The following is a 15748-nucleotide window of genomic DNA, read 5'->3' on the forward strand; positions in this document are numbered from 1 at the left end:
AAGGCAAGAAGCGCGCAACGTAGCTGCCGGGCAACCAGTGGCCCTTGGTTTGGCTGTCGTTACTCGCTCACTTTTCTATTTCTATCAACGCCGTGACTCCCCAACCATCTACCCCCGTACGCCGCCTTCTGGTGGTCGTTCCCGGACTGCGTGGCAAAGCCGTGCAGTGGGAAGATTTTAAATCGGTGGCCCAGGCCCAGCCTGGCCACGCGCAAGACGAGTGGCTGTTTTATGAGCACGGCGCGACCCCGTTTAGCCGCGAGGGCGTGGCGGTGCTGGCCCAGCGGCTGCGCGACCGCATCCGCAACAGAGCAGAAGTGCAGGGGCTGCCCGATGAAATCTTGTTGCTGGGCCACAGCCTGGGCGGGCTCATCGTGCGAGAGGCCTACCTGGCCGCCGTAGACGCCACGTATGAGGGGGAAGAGGTCGACGCTTGGGCCCGCAAGGTCACGCGCATCATCTTGTTTGCCGCGCCCAACCAGGGCGTGGTGGTGCCCGGCGCCAAACTCTTCGGCGTGGTGCCTTTTCTGGGGCTGGCCCGCTGGCTTTCGCCGCTGCTCGACGACACGGTGCAAGGCGCCGATTTCATCAGCAACCTGAAAATTGGCTGGCTGCGGTATTTCCGCCGCACGCCCCCCAGCCAGCAGCCCGTGGTGCTGCAATTGCTCGGCGACGCCGACAGCATCGTGGATGAATCGGAAAGCCTCGAAGTAGAGCAGCTGCCCACCGGCGAACAGCGCCGGCTGAGCGGCGCCACCCACAGCAACGTGCACCGCTGGGACTGGCTGCCCGCGGGCAGCGAGCGGGAGGACTACAAGCGCATGCTGATGCACTACACCTTCGAGCACCAGCCGTCGGACGCGCCCTCGGCCAAGCAAGCGGAGCGCAATGCCGTCCAAAACGTGGTGTTCGTCATGCCGGGCATTCGCGCGCTCAACCCCGACTGGACCACCCAGCTGCGGGACGTGCTGAAGCGACCAGACACGGACGTGCGCATCGGGAACTACGGATACTTTTCGGCGGCCAAATTCCTTCGTTCCGGCGTGCGGCGTGCCAACACCCGCTGGTTTAAAAACAGCTACAGCGACGCGCTGGCGCAGTACCCCAACGCCAACTTTCATTTCGTGGGGCACAGCAACGGCACCTACATTTTGGGCGAGAGCCTGCGGCGTTTGCCCAACATGCGCTTTCAGCGCGTGTACCTGGCGGGCACGGTGTTGCCGGTCGATTATCCCTGGGGAGAATTGTTTAAAAAACACCAGGTGGAAACGTTGCGCAACGACAAGTCCTGCGCCGACTGGCCGGTGGGCATTTTGTGCCGGGTGATGAACAAGGTATTGGGCATCCGCGACGTGGGCACCGGGGGCATCGAAGGCTTCCGGGGCGCCTATAGCGGCAAGCAGGTGCAGGAATACGCCTACTTTTCGGGGGGCCACGGCGCCCCGTTGGAAGTGGGAAACCATCGCAGCATCTCGCAGTACATCAACAACGCCGACCCAAACGAGCCCGACAGGACGGCGTTTGTGGGTGAAATTTCGCCCGCGGTGAACTGGGGCGGCCGGCTGGCCCCGGCGCTGGTGGTCCTGTTGCTGGCGGCGGCGGCGGTGTGGGTGGGATGGGGACTGGTCACGGGCGCCACCCCCGCAGAACGGTTTGGGCCTTTGGTGACGGTGCTGGCCGCGACCATCGTCGGATATTTTGCGCTGGACAAGGTGTAGCCCCATTGCCGGGCTGCCCGGGCGCGAGTCAATCAATGTAGGTACATTTGCAACCTCTAGCGCCGCGTTGCGGTTGTACCTTTGCCGTTGCAAACGCGTCAAGCTTTCTCCTTGATTTTAAGCCCCCAGCCATGTCTGTTTCCATTTATGCCGAAGCTTCTCCCAACCCGGAGAGCATGAAATTTGTCCTCAACAACAACCTGCTGGCCGATGGCGTGAGCGTGGACTACCCCAACGTGGAAGCCGCCGCCAATTCGCCGCTGGCGCAGGAGCTGTTCAATTTTGACTACGTGGGCCGCGTGTTTATCGCCCAAAACTTTGTCACCGTCACCAAAACCCAGCCCGAGCTGGGCTGGACGCAGCTCATCCCCGAGCTGCGTCAGTTCCTGAAGAGCTACGTGGAAGCCGGCGGGCCCATTTTCACCGTCGACCCCGCCGCCGAGCAAAAGGCCGCCCAGGCCGCCACCGCCGGCGACCCCACCCAGCAGGAAGGCCAGATTGCCCAGAAGGTCATCGACCTGCTCGACAACTACGTGCGCCCCGCCGTGGAGCAGGACGGCGGCAACATCACCTTCAAAAGCTACCACGAAGGCGTGGTGACCGTGAACCTGCAGGGCTCGTGTTCCGGCTGCCCCTCGGCCACCGTTACGCTGAAATCGGGCATCGAGAACCTGCTCAAGCGCATGGTGCCCGAGGTGCAAAGCGTAGTGGCCGAAGGCGTGATGGTGTAGTCCTCGAAGCCACGCAAGTACAAGAAAAAGGCCCGCTGGAGTGTTCCAGCGGGCCTTTTGCATGGCGGCCAGTTGTCTAATCCCGCGACTTCACCGTGAAGTTGCGGGCCACGGTGAAGCCGAAGAAAATGTCGCCGTCGAAGAAGTTGCCCGTGGTTTGGGGCACGAAGAACTTCTCCACCATGCCGCTGGAATTGGTGAGGTGCAGCTGAAACACGTGGCCGCCGGTTTCGATGTCGACGCCCACGCCCAGGGCGTTGCGGTAGTTGTCGGCCACGTAGCCGGGCAGCAGGTAGAAGTAGTCGGCGGTGAGGGCCAAGCGCTTGGTCAGCTTCTGGCGCAGACCCGCGCCGATGGAGTACACGTCGTTTTGCATGCCTTCCAGCGCCACGTAGTTGCGGTGGATGAGCGTGGGCATAAGCTGCACCGACAGGCTGGGGCTGAACTTGCGCGCCAGCAACACCTGGTAGGTGTAATCGAGGCGCGAAGCGGTGCTGCGCTCGGCGGTGTTGGCGGTTTGGTTGAACTTGAGCGTGGTGATGGCCGACGAGGCAAACAGCGTGACCGAAACCGGCATGGGGTGCGCGCCGGTGCTTTGCTGCAAGGCCTTGTATTTCACAAAGCCGTCGAACGTTTTCTCCTGCGAGCTGCGACCCAGGCCCAGCGCCAGCCGGTCGGTGACGCCGTACTCGAAGCTGAGGCGCAGCACGGCGTTGTCGAGCCCAAAAAACTCGTACGGGCCGCTGTTGATGGTGCCGAAGCGGTGCTGGATGAGGAAGGCCAGCGTGCCCTGGCCCGGCGTTTCCACCGACTGCGAGTTGATGATGTGCGTGCCCTTAAAGGTAGCCGCCACCGCCTCGCGCTTGGTCGAGTCGGTGGTTTGCTTTTCAAGGTCGCGCAGCAAGTCGTTTTCGGTTTGGGCGTGGGCGGCACCGGCCCAAGCCAGCAAGCCGACCAGCAATAAGCCCTTAAGTGAAACAGCGTAAAAATTGCGGAGCATGGAATAAGATGTTAAGCGGCAGAAAATCAGTTGGTGGGGCGCGTGGTGGCGCCCACGGCGGCGGGCACGGGGTCGCAGGCCAGGGCCACGCGCACGCTCACGATTTTGGCGATGTTGTTGCGCACAATCAGCGGAATCTCGATGTTATAGTCGGCCGGAGCCACCGAAAACACGGCCGCCGCCAGTAGCTGGCCGCCTTTTAGCTCCACGGTGGCCGGCACCTTGATGCGGTGCGTCACGCCGTGCAGCGTAAGGTCGCCCTCCACCTGGGCGGTGTGCGAGCCGGGGGTGGCCAGGGTGGCCGCGTCTATCCCCACAAAACGGCCGGTGAAGGTGGCTTTGGGAAATTTGTCCGACTCCATGTAGTTCTCGTTGAAGTGCTCCTGCATGAGCGTGCGCTTGAACACGAACCCCTTCACGGGCAGCGAGAAAGCCAACTGGCCGGTGCCAAAATCGAGCACGGCGGCCACCTCCTGGTTTTTGGCCTCGATGTCTTCGATGGGGCTGGCCGAGAAAAACGACACCCGCCCCGCCTTGGTCATGAACTTGCTTTGCGCCCGTGCGTGGGGTTGGGCCAAGAGCAACAGCAGCAACGGCAGCAGAAAAAGGGAGCGTTTCATAGCAGTGAGAAGGGGCGTTAGTTGTTTTTCTTGCCGGCCGCAATCCAGGCTTCGATGCGCTGGATGTCGCAGTCCGACAGCTTGGGCCGGCCTTGGGGCATGGGGTCGAAGCCGGGGTCGTGCCGAATGCAGCCGAGCAGCTTGCTGGGCGAGAAGTAGCTGTTGATGGCCTGGTAATCGCCAAAATTGTTGCCGCCACCCTTCACCGAATACACGGTACTCCCGTGGCATTCGCGGCAGTGGGCGTCGAAAATGGGCGAGATGACGTTGGCGTACGTCACGTTTTCGCGGGCCACGTCGCAGGCCGGGGCCGGGTCGCCGTGCGAGTAGGTGCAGCTGGCCGCCGCGCCCAGCGCCAGCAGGGCCACGCCCGCCAACGCCGCGCGCAGCCGGGCCGATACAGTGTAATTGTCGGACATACCGAACATCGCCAGAAAGTGAATGATGAATAAACCAGGCGTGAAATTTCAACCCGCAAGCTACGGCGCAACCAGGGCATTTGAGGGCGGCTAAAAACCGTATTTCACGCCCACAAACACGCCCGCGCTGGTCAGCTTTAGCTTGTAGACGCCCACGCCGGCCAGAGGCACCTTCACGTAAGGCTCGGCGTGCAGGCTCCAGCGCGGGCTCAGGGCGCGCTCGTAGCCCACCGACAGGTTGAGGATGCTGAACAAATGCCGGTTGGCGTTCACGGCCTCGCCCTCCCAGTAGCCGGGCTTGTTGTACTCCACGTAGGCGTAGGAATAGGTTTCGCGCTGCATGAAGAACGACGACAGGCCGGTGCTGCCGTACAGCGCGTAGCCGGGCCGCGAAAGCAGGTCGTAGCGCAGGTTCAGGGGCACGTCGAGCACGGTGCAGGTGCCGTCCACGTCGTCGAAATAGCGGTGTTTTACGTAAGGCGCGTAAGCTCCAAAATCGCAGTCTTCGCGCCGGGCGCTGTACTGTTTCGTCGAGCGCAGCAGGCCGGTGCTCAGGCGCAGGCGGCGGCCCAGGCGGTATTCCAGCACCACGCCCAGGTTGGGCAGCGGGCTCTCCACGCTGGCAAATTTCACGGTCGTCACATCGGGCGCTCCCACCAGGCCCACGTAAAAGCGGGGCTGCCGGGCCGGAGCGGGCACATCAGGCCGAGACGGCGTCGGCGTTGGTGCCACCGAAGCCAGCGGAGCCGGCAAGTCACTGCCAGTGGGCAGAGTCAACCGCACTTCCTTGAGCGCCAACGCGGCGTTGTCGGAGGTGGTGGGAGCAAGGTTTCTTGAAGCCGTAGGCGCAGCGCCGTCAGCTTGCGCCACGGATAGCGCCGAGGAGCCATTATCAGTCGCCTGATAAGATGGCTGGGCATGCCCCAGGCGGTGCGCTGCAGCGCGGACAACAACAGCCGGCTGCTCTTGCGCACCTCGCTGCAAGGCCCGCCGCGAAGGCCGCCGCCCAACTGCCGCCGTTGCCCAGGCCGCTTTCGGCGCGTTGTAGCGAGCTATAGCGGCCGGTTGGGCTTCGGCTGGTGCAGCTGCGTAGGGTCGTTTGGTTGGCGCAGCGGCCACCGCTTCAGCTAGCACCACCCCGCCCGTCCGGCCTTCGCGCGGCGCGGCAGTGGAGCGAGCCGGCTGGTTGGGCAGCAAGGCTGCCAGCGTGGGCGCTGGCCTTTTGGGCGCGGCTGGTTGCGCAGCCGGGGCCACCGTTGCGGTCACCGTTTCGCCAGCAGAAGGAGGAGATAAGGCGGTGGTTGGTGTAGCCTCCGTTGGCTTTGTCGTAGCGGGCGTGGTGGTGGCTGTTGAGGCCGGTGTGGCAGGCGAAGCCGCCGGGGCGTTTGCCCCTGAAGCAGACCAAGCAGCGCCCTTTTGGTTGGCCGGTTGGTGTCCGGTATGCTCGGCGTGAGTGGCGGCGTAAGAGGCGGCGGGCGTGCTCGCGGCAGCCGTCATTTTGGCGCGCGACGCCGGGCCGGCGGGCCACCACAGCAGCCAGCCCAGTCCCATGAGCGCCACGACCAGCACTTCCGCCGCGAAAAACTTCCACATTTTCCGCCGCACCGCCCGCTGAATCTCGGCCTTGTCTAGCTGCGTTTCCAGGCGCAGCCAGGCATCCAGCGGGAAGGGCGCGGGGTCCGGCTCCGGCGGGTTTAGCCGTTGGAAAGCGTTATCAATATCGTTATCCGACCACATAGCGGGCTGAAGTAATAGGAGTGATTTGGGCCAGCATTGTGCGCAAATGGGCTCGGGCTTTAAATAAATTCGATTTGGACGTGCCCACCGAAATGCGCAGCTGCTCGGCGATTTCCTCGTGGCCAAATCCGTCAATCACCGCCAGGTTGAACACCGCGCGGTAGGCCGGGGGCAGGCGCTGCACCAGGCCCAGCAGCTCGTCGTAGCTCAGCGTGTCGAGGGGCGTGGCGCCGCCGTCGGCTTGGTTCAGGGTCGCGTCGTCGAGCTCCTGCTGGTGCTGCTGGCGCTCGTTGGCGCGGTAGTGGTCGATGGCCGTGTGAATCATGATGCGCTTGAGCCAGCCCCGAAACGAGCCCAGCACGTCCTCCGGGTGGCGGGCCGCGTCGAAGCGGTACAAGTCGCGGAATATTTTCAGGAAGCCGTCGTTGGCCGCTTCCAGGGCCTGGTCGCGGTCGCGGGCGTAGCGCAGGCAGATGCTCATCGCAAAGCCGTGAAACTGCCCGTACAGCCGGCGCTGAGCCACGCGCTCCTGCCGTTGGCAGGCTGCCAGCAGCTCGGGCAGGGTAGGAGGAGCAGAGCTAGGTGAGGAGAGGTGCAGCATGCGAGCGGCGGTTGGCGGGGCTTCACTAAACCACTCGGAAGATAAGCAAAAACGGTTGCCCCAGGCACAAAAAAAGCCCGGCGCGCGGCCGGGCTTTTTTCAACTAATCAGCTAGGTAAGCCGTGGAACACTACACGTTGGCTTGGCTCAGCTTGGGCGTGCCGGCGTCCACGCCGGTCACGTCTTCGCCGCGGGCCAGGCGCTCACGCTCCTCTTTCTTGCCGTAGGTGTCGAGGATAATCGGGGTGGCGATGAACAGCGACGAATACGTGCCGAAAATCACGCCGATAATCATGGCGAAGGAGAACGAGCGCAGGGTCTCGCCACCGAACACGTACATCACAAACACCACCAGAAACACCGTGGTGAATGTAATCATGGTGCGCGAGAAGGTCGAGTTCAGGGCCGGGTTCACCACTTGGGCGAAGGTCAGCTTGGGGTTCTCGCGCAGGTACTCGCGGATACGGTCGTAGATAACCACCGTGTCGTTCATCGAGAAGCCGATAACCGTGAGCAGCGCGGCCACGAAAATCTGGTCCATCTCGTAGTTCAGGCCGAAGAGGCGGGCAATGGGGAAAGCCGCAATCACGAGCAGGGCGTCGTGGAACAGGGCCACCACCGCGGCCATGGAGTACTGCCAGCGCTCGAAGCGGAACAACACGTACACGAAGATGCCCAGCAGCGTGAGGCCCAGCGAGAGCACCGAAGTACGCTTGATGTCGTCGGCGATGGTGGCGCCCACTTTCGAGGTCGACTTAATCACCGGCGCGTCGGCGCTGTACTGCCGCAGGCCTTTGTTGAGGGCGGCCACCACTTTGGCGTCGGCGGCGGGGCTTTCGTCTTCGGCCAGGTAGCCGGTGGTGATGCGCAGGCGGTCGGGCGAGCCGTATTGCTTCACTTCCAAGCCGGCGCCTTCAAATACGGGGCGCAGCTTGTCGCCCACGGCCGAGGCTTCCATGGTCTTGTTGAAGTCGACCACGTAGGCGCGGCCGCCTTTGAAGTCCACGCCCAGGTTGGGGCCGCCCTGCACGTACATCAGCACGAAGCCGATGACGATGAAGAGGGTCGAGAAGGTGTAGGCCAGCTTGCGCTTGCCCACGATGTCGAAATTCAGGTTCTTGAACAGGTTGCGCGAAATCACCGTGCTGAAGGTCATCGGGTGGTTTTCGTTGCCCTTCACCATCCACTCGATGATGAGGCGCGACACGAACACGGCCGACAGGAACGAGGTGAGCACACCAATGCCGAGCGTGATGGCGAAGTTTTGCACCGGGCCCGTGCCGAAGAAGCCGAGAATCACGGCAATCAGCATGGTGGTCACGTTCGAGTCGAAAATAGCCGAGAAGGCGCGCGAGTAGCCTTTGTTGATGGCATCGGTGAGGCTAAGGCCGTGGTCGAGTTCTTCGCGAATCCGCTCGAAAATCAGTACGTTGGCGTCCACCGAGGTGCCCATCACCAGAATCAGACCGGCGATGCCGGGCAGGGTGAGGGCGGTGCCGAACTGGGCCAGCACACCCAGAATCAGGAAGATGTTGAAGAGCAGGGCGATGTCGGCTACGATGCCGGCGCGGCCATAGTAGAAGGCCATGAACAGCATGATAATTACCACGCCGGCCAGCGACGAGTACAGGCCCTGGTTGATGGCTTCCTTGCCGAGCGAGGGGCCTACCACGGCTTCTTCCACGATGCGCGTGGGGGCGGGCAGCTTACCAGCCTTCAGCTGGTTGGCCAAGTCCTGGGTGTCTTCAATCTGGAAGCTGCCCGTGATGCTGGTGCCGCCGCCCGTGATTTCGCCCTGCACCACCGGCGCCGAGCACACGTAGTCGTCGAGCACCATGGCCACCTGGCGGCCGATGTTGGCGGCCGTCATCTTGGCCCACTTGCGCGAGCCGGCGGGGGTCATGTTCATCAGCACTTCCGGCTGGCCGTTCTGGCCGATGTCGGCGCGGGCATCGTTCACGGCTTCGCCGCTCAGCATGGGCACGCCGTCGCGGGTTTTGCGCACCGGAATCAGCTCCAGGTACTCCTGCTTCTCAATGGTGGTGGGCTTCAGGCTCCAGAGCAGGGCCAGGGTGGGGGGCAGCACGGCTTTGGCCTCCGGCGAGCGCAGGAGGGTATTCATGCGGGCGGTGTCGCGCAGGTTCACGCCCAGGCGGCCGGGCATGGTAAAGAGCTTGGCGAGCACGCCGCCCTGAGTAGAATTAGCAGCCGAGTCGGCCGTGGCATCCTTGGTTTTCTTGGCCAGCTGCGAAGCCAGCGAGGTCGAATCGCCAGCGGCGGCGGCCGTGGTGTCGGCGGCCGAGGCCACGGCGGGGGCCGCTTTGGCAGCGGCCTGCTTGGCCGAGAGCTGCTTGTCGAGGGTCACGAGGTAAGGGCCCACTTCGTTCTGGTTCCACACTTCCCAGAACTCCAGCTTGGCCTGGCCCTGCAGCAGCTTGCGCACGCGGTCGGGGTTGTCGACGCCGGGCAGCTCGATTTGCAGGCGGCCGGTGCCTTTCACACGCTGAATGCTGGGCTGGTTCACGCCGAACTTATCGACGCGGGTGCGCAGGATGTTGAACGAGCGGTCGATGGCTTCTTCCACTTCCTTGTCGATGGCGCCAATCACCTTCTCGTTCGAGGAGTTGATGTCGATGCCGCGGCTCTTGTTGGTGGTGTTGGCGAAGATGGTGGCCAGCGGCTTGCTGGGCGCCAGCTGCTGGTAGGCCTGGGCAAACAGCGCCGTAAACGGCGTGCTGGAGTTGGTCTTTTGGGCTTCCTGGGCGTTGGCCAGGGCGCGGTTGAAGGCGGGGTCTTTGCTGTTGCCGCTCATGGCGCGCACAATTTCCACCGGCGACACTTCCAGCGTCACGTGCATGCCGCCTTTCAGGTCGAGGCCGAGGCCGAGCTCGCTCTGGCGCACTTCGCGGTAGGTGAAGGGGCCAAACACGGGCGCGCGCCACACCGAATCGAGGTAGTGCTGGCGGGCGGCTTCGTCGAGCTTGCCGTTGCGCGTGGCGTAGGCCACGGCCTTGGTCTGCACCCCGCGCGAGACGTAGGTGAAGAACAGGAAGTACACGCACAACGCCGTGACGACGAGGGTGAGCGCGATGATTAATCCTTTGTTACGCATGTGAAAATCAGTTATCAGTTAGTAGTTGTCTGTGAGCAATGAAGGCGGGAAGGGGCATGCAAGCAGCCACCAGCCGGCAGCTCAGGGACACGCCCACCAACTGCTAACTGCTCACTGCTAACTGCCAACTGAATTTAAGGGGCCTGCGGCGACAGGACCACGGCCAGCAGCCGCGCCCGAAACACCTCGCCCGCCCGGATGCCGGCCCGCAGGCGCGGCACGGCCAGGGCCTGGCGCAGGCTGGGCAGCCACACGGCCGGCACGGCGCTGGGCAGCCAGGCCACCATCGGCGGCGCCACAAAGTGGTCGAGGGCCGTGGTGGCTTCCAGCAGTACTTTTTGTTTCACCACCGCCACGCGGGTGGGCTGCGCCCAGCGCGTTTCGCCCTTGCCCACGGGCCGCAGCACGCTCACGGCGCGCTGGTTCAGGCCCAGTACCAGCAGCACCGTGGCGGCGAGCAGGGCAAAGCGGAGCGAGAACCAAAAACGGGAAAGCAGAGCCAGCATGGGTATGGACGGGGTCTGCAAAGATACCCATTTGGCGGGAATGCAGGCAAGGCCCGTTTTCCGCCCCGCAAAATGCCCTCGCCGGCGTGTAAGGCCCGCTCGCAGGCCGGTATTCCGAACCCGCACCCCGGTTTGGGCCGCTCACATGCGCGTAGGATGAACTCACAACCCGGTTTGATGAATTCGCACGCGTGTATGCCGAAGTCGCACCCTTGTTTGACAAACTTGCCATGCGGTTTGACAAACTTGCACACCGGTTTGGGCAGCTCGCACGCCGGCTCAACGAGCTTACATCCGTCTGCCGGCAACATAAAAAAGGCCCCTATAACAGGGGCCAGCCAAGGCAAAATAGAAACACCAGCAGCTAAAGCTTCTCCAGGCGCAGGGGCTGAATCCAAACGAAACAAAGCCGTTACCGGGGGGGCCAAGTGGTATTTGACCAACTCCCAGGTGCCCAGGTTGGCGTAGACCTTGCGCGTGTAGCCGATGCCCCGCGTGAGGTGGTAGGAGCGAACGAAAGCCCCTTTAGTGGAATCATGAACCGCGTCAATGCGCAGATGCACCGAGCGGGCGAAGCGGCCAGCGGGCACGCTCACCGGGAGAGTGTCGAGCAGGGTGGGGCCGGTGTTAGCAATGGGCTGACCCACCGGTAGCTGGGGGTATGACCACAGAAAGCCGATATCATACATATTTTCGGTGCTTTGCGTGACAAACCAGTGGCCGCTTTCTTCCTGGCTTTCGAAGAATTCCAAGCCGCGGAAGCCGCTGTTAGGACTGACGCCGGGGAAGTAGCGGCGGTTGGAGTGCCAGCAGGTGTAGTCGTAGAGCTCGGTGCAGGTGGGCAGGCCGTAGGTGGTCTGACCCGGCTGGAACACGCGCACCCGGCTGCCGATGACGGTGACCGTGTCCACTTCCACGGGGCTGGCGCCGCGCTTCTGGTAGACCCAGTAGGAGCCCCGGGGGAAATACCAGTAGGCCAGGAAGGCGGCCGGCGCCCGGGCCACCTGCGCGCATTCGGCGGGGCCGGCCGGCGCCTTTTGGCAGCCGCCGGCCAGCAAAATCACTGAAAATAAAGCAATGAGTACCCGTTCCATAAGATGATGTGAAAGTTGGCAAGAGCCATACAGCGACGCTGGCAGCGCAATCGTGACGCGCAACAGCAACCCCAGAAGTGCCGCTGAAAAGAACCCAGAAAAGAAAAACGTTACGGGTCGGAAGCCGACAAGCAGCGTGCAAAACCAACGAGGTGCACGAACGCCGAGTGCTCTGCCAAAAGGCGCAGAGAGCCAAGAGTTCGGGTGAAAACTCAGGGTGGTGGGGCGGTGGAAGGCGCCCCAAGCTGGCCGCAGTGGAAAGGTGCTGGCCAGTAGGTCAAATATATACCGGCAGGCTTAGTGCAGCGGAAGGCCTAATCGAGAATTATGTAGGCTTGTCAGGCCTTCCCGGTGCAAGAAAAAGCGTTGCCGTAACAACAGCGCAAAGCTCCGGCTGCAACGGCAACCAGAGCTTTACTGATACACGCGCGGCCAGGTCGGCGGCGCATGTAATTGCTTATTTCAGCGCCTCAAACGTGTACTGCGCATCGGCCCAAAAGGCATCGAGCGCCACGATGCGGGGCTTGAAAAACGAGATGAGCTTGGGCCAGTCGTCGCGGTTGAATAGGTTCACCGGCTGTAGCTCCGTGTAGATGCAGCTCAGCGGCAGGCCCTGGGCGTCCAGGGCCTCTTCTTCCCAAATCCATTCCTCGCCCAGCGTTTCGTGCAGCAAGGTTTTCAGCTCCCGGAACTGCTCAAAAAACAGCTCCCGAATGCCCGGGTCCGGGTGGTTCAGCTCGATGGCGATTTTGGCCTGCCGGTTGTCGGCCTGCATCCGAAAATACAGGTGCTTGATGCCCGTCTTGTAGTTAATCCAGTTGGTGGTTTCGCCCTCGGCCGAGGGCACGGGGGCCATGTATTGCCCAAAGGCGGTCCAGAAAGCCTGGCGCAGTTGGGTAGCTTCCGCTTTGCTATACATTTTTTTGGGGAGAAGGGTAGGAAGGGAGGTGGGAAAAGGTAGAAAAAGAACGTCATGCTGAGCGCAGCCGAAGCATCTCGCGTGCAATAGTAAACCCAATCGATTGGATTACTACCCCACGCGAGATGCTTCGGCTGCGCTCAGCATGACATGCTGCTCCTTTTCCCCTCTCCCCACCTTCTCCCAGATTCCCCAATAGAACTACAGCGGCGTGGCCCACCAGCCGGCCTCGTTGCTCTGAATGGCCACGCCACCGGCGTTGTGGTAGTATTCTTCCACACACTCTTTAAAGCCGGGGTTGTTGGTGCTGGCGAAGCACACGGCGTGGTCGGCGGTGGGCAGCGGGCCGGTGTGCATGGCAAACACGCTGCCCCGCTCGGCCTTCGTGATGATGAGGTAGGTCGTGTCGTTGAGCTTGCCCAGGCTGGCGTCGAACACCTCGCCGTAGGCTTTGTCGGGCGTCACTTCCACGCGGTAGGCGGCGTTGCCGGCCGGGTGCTGCATGATGCCGGCCTGACCGTTTTTGTCGCAGCTCAGCAAGCCCAACAAGCTCGCCGAAGCAACGGCGGCGGAGGCTAGCCGGGAAAAGAGTAAAGGTGTGCGTTTCATAAGCAGCAAAGCAAAGGGTGACTGGGTGGCGCTGAACCGGCTGCGGCGGCTCAGCTAGCCGCGGCCCGCTTCCGGTAAGGTGGAGATTGCAGGTCCAAGATAATCCATTTTTACTGCTATTGCGCAACACAGGCAAAAAAAAGGCCGCTCCGCAGCCCGGGCAGGCTGCGGAGCGACCGCTACCGAAATGGCCGGCGCGCGGCTAGCGTTGCGCCGCTACTTTGCCCTGCAGAAAGCCCACCAGCACCTCCAGCCCTTTCTCGAAGTGGCGGTTGTTGGGAATCACGATGTCGGCGTAATGCTTGTAGGGCGCGATGAATTGCTCGTAAGTCGGTGCCACGTGGTGGGTGTAGCGGTAGAGCACGTCGGCCAGGTCGTAGCCCCGCTCGTCGCGGTCGCGGATGATGCGGCGGTGCAGCTTCACGTGCTCCTGGGCGTCGATGTACACCTTGAGGTCGAGCAGCTTGGCAATCTCCTCGAAGTGAAACACGAAGATGCCCTCCACCACCACAATGGGCGCCGGCCGAAACACCAGCTCCTTGGGCGTTACGGCCGCATTGTTGAAGGTGTACTCCTTGCGGCGCACCTCGTGGCCTTGGCTGATGCGCAGCACGTCGTCGGCGTAGGCCGCGGCGTCGATGCTGGCGGGCAGGTCGAAGTTTTCCACGCCTTGGTCGTCGCGCAGCTGTTTTTCGCGGGGGTGGTAATAGTTGTCCTGCGAAATCAGGCAAATCTCCTCTTCGGGAAAGGACGCCAGGAGCCGGCGCAAAAACGTGGTTTTACCAGAAGCGCTGCCGCCGGTGATGCCAATTAGATACGGGGTGTGCATAGCAGGCAAAGATAACGCGCGGCGCACTGAGGAAGGAAAAAGAGAAGCGAAGAATTGAACCCGGCAATCATCCTGAGCTGTCTCGGCAAGCTCGACATGACCGGTCTGTTCCGACCTGTTCTTATTCCTGCTTCAAAAACGCCAACAGCCCCGCCACCGCCCGTGCCCGGTGGCTGATGCGGTTTTTCTCGGTGCTGCTCATTTCGGCGAAGCTGCGCCCGTCGCCCTCAGCGGGCACAAACACCGGGTCGTAGCCGAAGCCGCCCGTGCCGTGGGCTTCTTCCGTAATGTGGCCCGCCACCTCGCCGGCAAACTCGTGCACGCTGCCATCGGCCTGGGCCAGGGCCACCACCGTGCGGAAGCGCGCCGAGCGGTCGGCGGCGCCGCGCAGCTCCTGCAGCAGCTTGGCCACGTTGTCTTCGGCCCGGCGCTGGGGCCCGGCGTAGCGCGCCGAGTACACGCCGGGTTCGCCGTTGAGGGCCGTTACTTCGAGGCCGGTATCGTCGGCGAAGCAGGCCACGCCGTAGTGCTGGCGCACGTATTCGGCCTTCTGGCGGGCGTTGCCTTCCAGGGTGTCCTGGGTTTCGGGCAGCTCCTCGTGGCAGCCAATGTCGGCCAGGCTCAGCAGCGTGAGGCCCGCTGGCAGCAGTGGCCGGATTTCGTCGAGCTTGTGTGCATTGTTGGAAGCGAAGCAAAGTTGGGTAAGCAAGGGAGAAAGTATGTTGGGTTTAAATCAAAACGTCATGCTGAGCGCAGTCGAAGCATCTCGCGTGCAGCAGGAATTATTACTTGCGCGGGAGAGATGCTTCGACTGCGCTCAGCATGACGTTCTACGTAATGGCAAATCCTTTACCTAAACATCGACTTGATGGTGCCCCAGGAGCGCTGCACGGCGCTGGGCGTGCCGGCCAGCACCGTGAGGTAGCTCTGGTCGCCGGTGGGGCTGTGCACGGTGAGGCGGTAGGTGAAAGGCCCCCCGGCCGAGGGCGCGGGCGTGCCGGGCGTGCTGCCGGGCGTGGTGCGAAACACGTTGGCGTCGTAGTACTGGTAGCGGCGCTGCCCGTTGGGCACCACGCTGGTCACCGTGCTGTAGCTGGTTTCGGTGGCCGACTTGCGGGCCAGCTCGAAGCCCGTCACGTCGGCTTCGCTGTTCACTTCCCAGTCTATGCGCACCCGAGTGCCTTCGTAGGCGGCGGTGAACATGGTGAGCGACGCGGCCACGGCCAGCACGGCGCTGCACAACACCAGCAGCAGGGCTGCGGGGCCGGAGCGGCGAATCAGGCGACGGACGGGTACAAGTTTCAGCACACGCAGCAGCGGGCCCCGAGTGAGGGCCGAATTCAAATGTACAACCTTTTCGGAAAGGCAACAACCTCAGGAGCACGGCTTGCCCGGCCCGAAGCTGCGGAAAATGTTGGCGCCAGGGTTGGGTATTTCGGAGCTAAGCTGTACTTTTGCAGTCCCTTCCGCAAAATCGGCAGGGTTCAACCGGTAAAACTGACCCTCGATATGAAAAAGGACACCCACCCCGAGTACCAGGAAGTCGTATTCCAGGACTCCTCTTCGGATTTCAAGTTCATCACCCGCTCCACGATGAAGCCGACCGACACCATCACGATGGAAGACGGCAAGACGTACCCGCTGGTGAAAATTGAAGTGAGCTCGGCCTCGCACCCCTTCTACACCGGCAAAAACATGTTCATCGACACGGCCGGTCGCGTGGAGAAATTCCGCAGCCGCTACGCCAAGAAGGAGCAGAGCAGCGCCAACAAAGAATAGCTTTTTAGTTGTTAGTTGCTTGTTGTCAGTTATTAAGCTGATGAGCGGGCAGCCAAAAGCTCCCGGTAGCCCAG

At 62.5% G+C, this 15748-nt stretch carries 16 protein-coding genes; 3 read left to right on the forward strand and 13 right to left on the reverse strand.

The window, feature by feature from the left end:
• Positions 1–131: 131 nt before the first annotated feature.
• Both IC234_RS12495 and IC234_RS12500 read left to right on the forward strand, forming a co-directional pair.
• Complete coding sequence (locus IC234_RS12495) at positions 132–1718, forward strand: alpha/beta hydrolase (RefSeq protein ID WP_190925071.1); 1587 nt, start codon at positions 132–134, stop codon at positions 1716–1718.
• Between the two features lie 131 nt (positions 1719–1849).
• Positions 1850–2449: a NifU family protein gene (locus IC234_RS12500; protein WP_190925073.1), complete on the forward strand. Its 600-nt coding sequence runs from the start codon at positions 1850–1852 to the stop codon at positions 2447–2449.
• Positions 2450–2525: 76 nt separating this feature from the next.
• Here IC234_RS12500 and IC234_RS12505 read toward each other — a convergent pair whose 3' ends face one another.
• The 13 genes from IC234_RS12505 to IC234_RS12565 all read right to left on the reverse strand — a co-directional run bounded on the left by IC234_RS12505 (position 2526) and on the right by IC234_RS12565 (position 15203).
• Positions 2526–3449, reverse strand: coding sequence for a DUF5777 family beta-barrel protein (locus IC234_RS12505; RefSeq protein ID WP_223827658.1), 924 nt, complete (start codon positions 3447–3449; stop codon positions 2526–2528).
• Between the two features lie 26 nt (positions 3450–3475).
• Positions 3476–4069 carry a YceI family protein gene (locus IC234_RS12510; protein WP_190925075.1) on the reverse strand — a complete coding sequence of 198 codons (594 nt, stop codon included), beginning with the start codon at positions 4067–4069 and terminating at the stop codon, positions 3476–3478.
• Between the two features lie 17 nt (positions 4070–4086).
• On the reverse strand, positions 4087–4488 hold the full coding sequence (locus IC234_RS12515) for a c-type cytochrome (RefSeq protein ID WP_190925077.1): 402 nt from the start codon (positions 4486–4488) through the stop codon (positions 4087–4089).
• A gap of 90 nt (positions 4489–4578) precedes the next feature.
• Positions 4579–6225 carry a hypothetical protein gene (locus tag IC234_RS12520; protein ID WP_190925079.1) on the reverse strand — a complete coding sequence of 549 codons (1647 nt, stop codon included), beginning with the start codon at positions 6223–6225 and terminating at the stop codon, positions 4579–4581.
• A complete protein-coding gene (locus tag IC234_RS12525; RefSeq protein WP_190925081.1) occupies positions 6212–6826 on the reverse strand; it encodes an RNA polymerase sigma factor in 615 nt (204 codons plus the stop codon). Before IC234_RS12525 ends, IC234_RS12520 begins: the two co-directional genes overlap by 14 nt.
• A gap of 130 nt (positions 6827–6956) precedes the next feature.
• A complete protein-coding gene (gene secDF / locus IC234_RS12530) occupies positions 6957–9938 on the reverse strand; it encodes a protein translocase subunit SecDF (protein ID WP_190925083.1) in 2982 nt (993 codons plus the stop codon).
• 134 nt (positions 9939–10072) lie between these two features.
• Positions 10073–10444, reverse strand: coding sequence for a hypothetical protein (locus IC234_RS12535; RefSeq protein ID WP_190925085.1), 372 nt, complete (start codon positions 10442–10444; stop codon positions 10073–10075).
• Positions 10363–11538 (reverse strand): hypothetical protein, encoded by a 1176-nt coding sequence (locus IC234_RS12540; RefSeq protein WP_190925087.1) that lies wholly within the window; start codon positions 11536–11538, stop codon positions 10363–10365. The genes IC234_RS12535 and IC234_RS12540 overlap by 82 nt, the downstream gene beginning before the upstream one ends.
• A gap of 457 nt (positions 11539–11995) precedes the next feature.
• The gene (locus IC234_RS12545; RefSeq protein ID WP_190925089.1) at positions 11996–12457 is read right to left on the reverse strand and encodes a DUF4268 domain-containing protein; all 462 of its coding nucleotides are present in this window, start codon (positions 12455–12457) and stop codon (positions 11996–11998) included.
• Positions 12458–12658: 201 nt separating this feature from the next.
• Positions 12659–13066 (reverse strand): hypothetical protein, encoded by a 408-nt coding sequence (locus tag IC234_RS12550; RefSeq protein WP_190925091.1) that lies wholly within the window; start codon positions 13064–13066, stop codon positions 12659–12661.
• 202 nt (positions 13067–13268) lie between these two features.
• A complete protein-coding gene (locus IC234_RS12555) occupies positions 13269–13895 on the reverse strand; it encodes a uridine kinase family protein (RefSeq protein WP_190925093.1) in 627 nt (208 codons plus the stop codon).
• 121 nt (positions 13896–14016) lie between these two features.
• A complete protein-coding gene (gene rdgB, locus IC234_RS12560; protein ID WP_190925095.1) occupies positions 14017–14604 on the reverse strand; it encodes an RdgB/HAM1 family non-canonical purine NTP pyrophosphatase in 588 nt (195 codons plus the stop codon).
• A 140-nt stretch (positions 14605–14744) separates the two neighbouring features.
• Positions 14745–15203: a hypothetical protein gene (locus IC234_RS12565; RefSeq protein WP_190925097.1), complete on the reverse strand. Its 459-nt coding sequence runs from the start codon at positions 15201–15203 to the stop codon at positions 14745–14747.
• A gap of 201 nt (positions 15204–15404) precedes the next feature.
• Between IC234_RS12565 and IC234_RS12570 the strand changes: the two genes are divergently transcribed.
• Positions 15405–15674, forward strand: coding sequence for a type B 50S ribosomal protein L31 (locus IC234_RS12570; RefSeq protein ID WP_190925099.1), 270 nt, complete (start codon positions 15405–15407; stop codon positions 15672–15674).
• Positions 15675–15748 lie beyond the last annotated feature (74 nt).

Origin of the sequence: Hymenobacter armeniacus (assembly GCF_014699055.1) — a bacterium.
GTDB classification, from domain to species: domain Bacteria; phylum Bacteroidota; class Bacteroidia; order Cytophagales; family Hymenobacteraceae; genus Hymenobacter; species Hymenobacter armeniacus.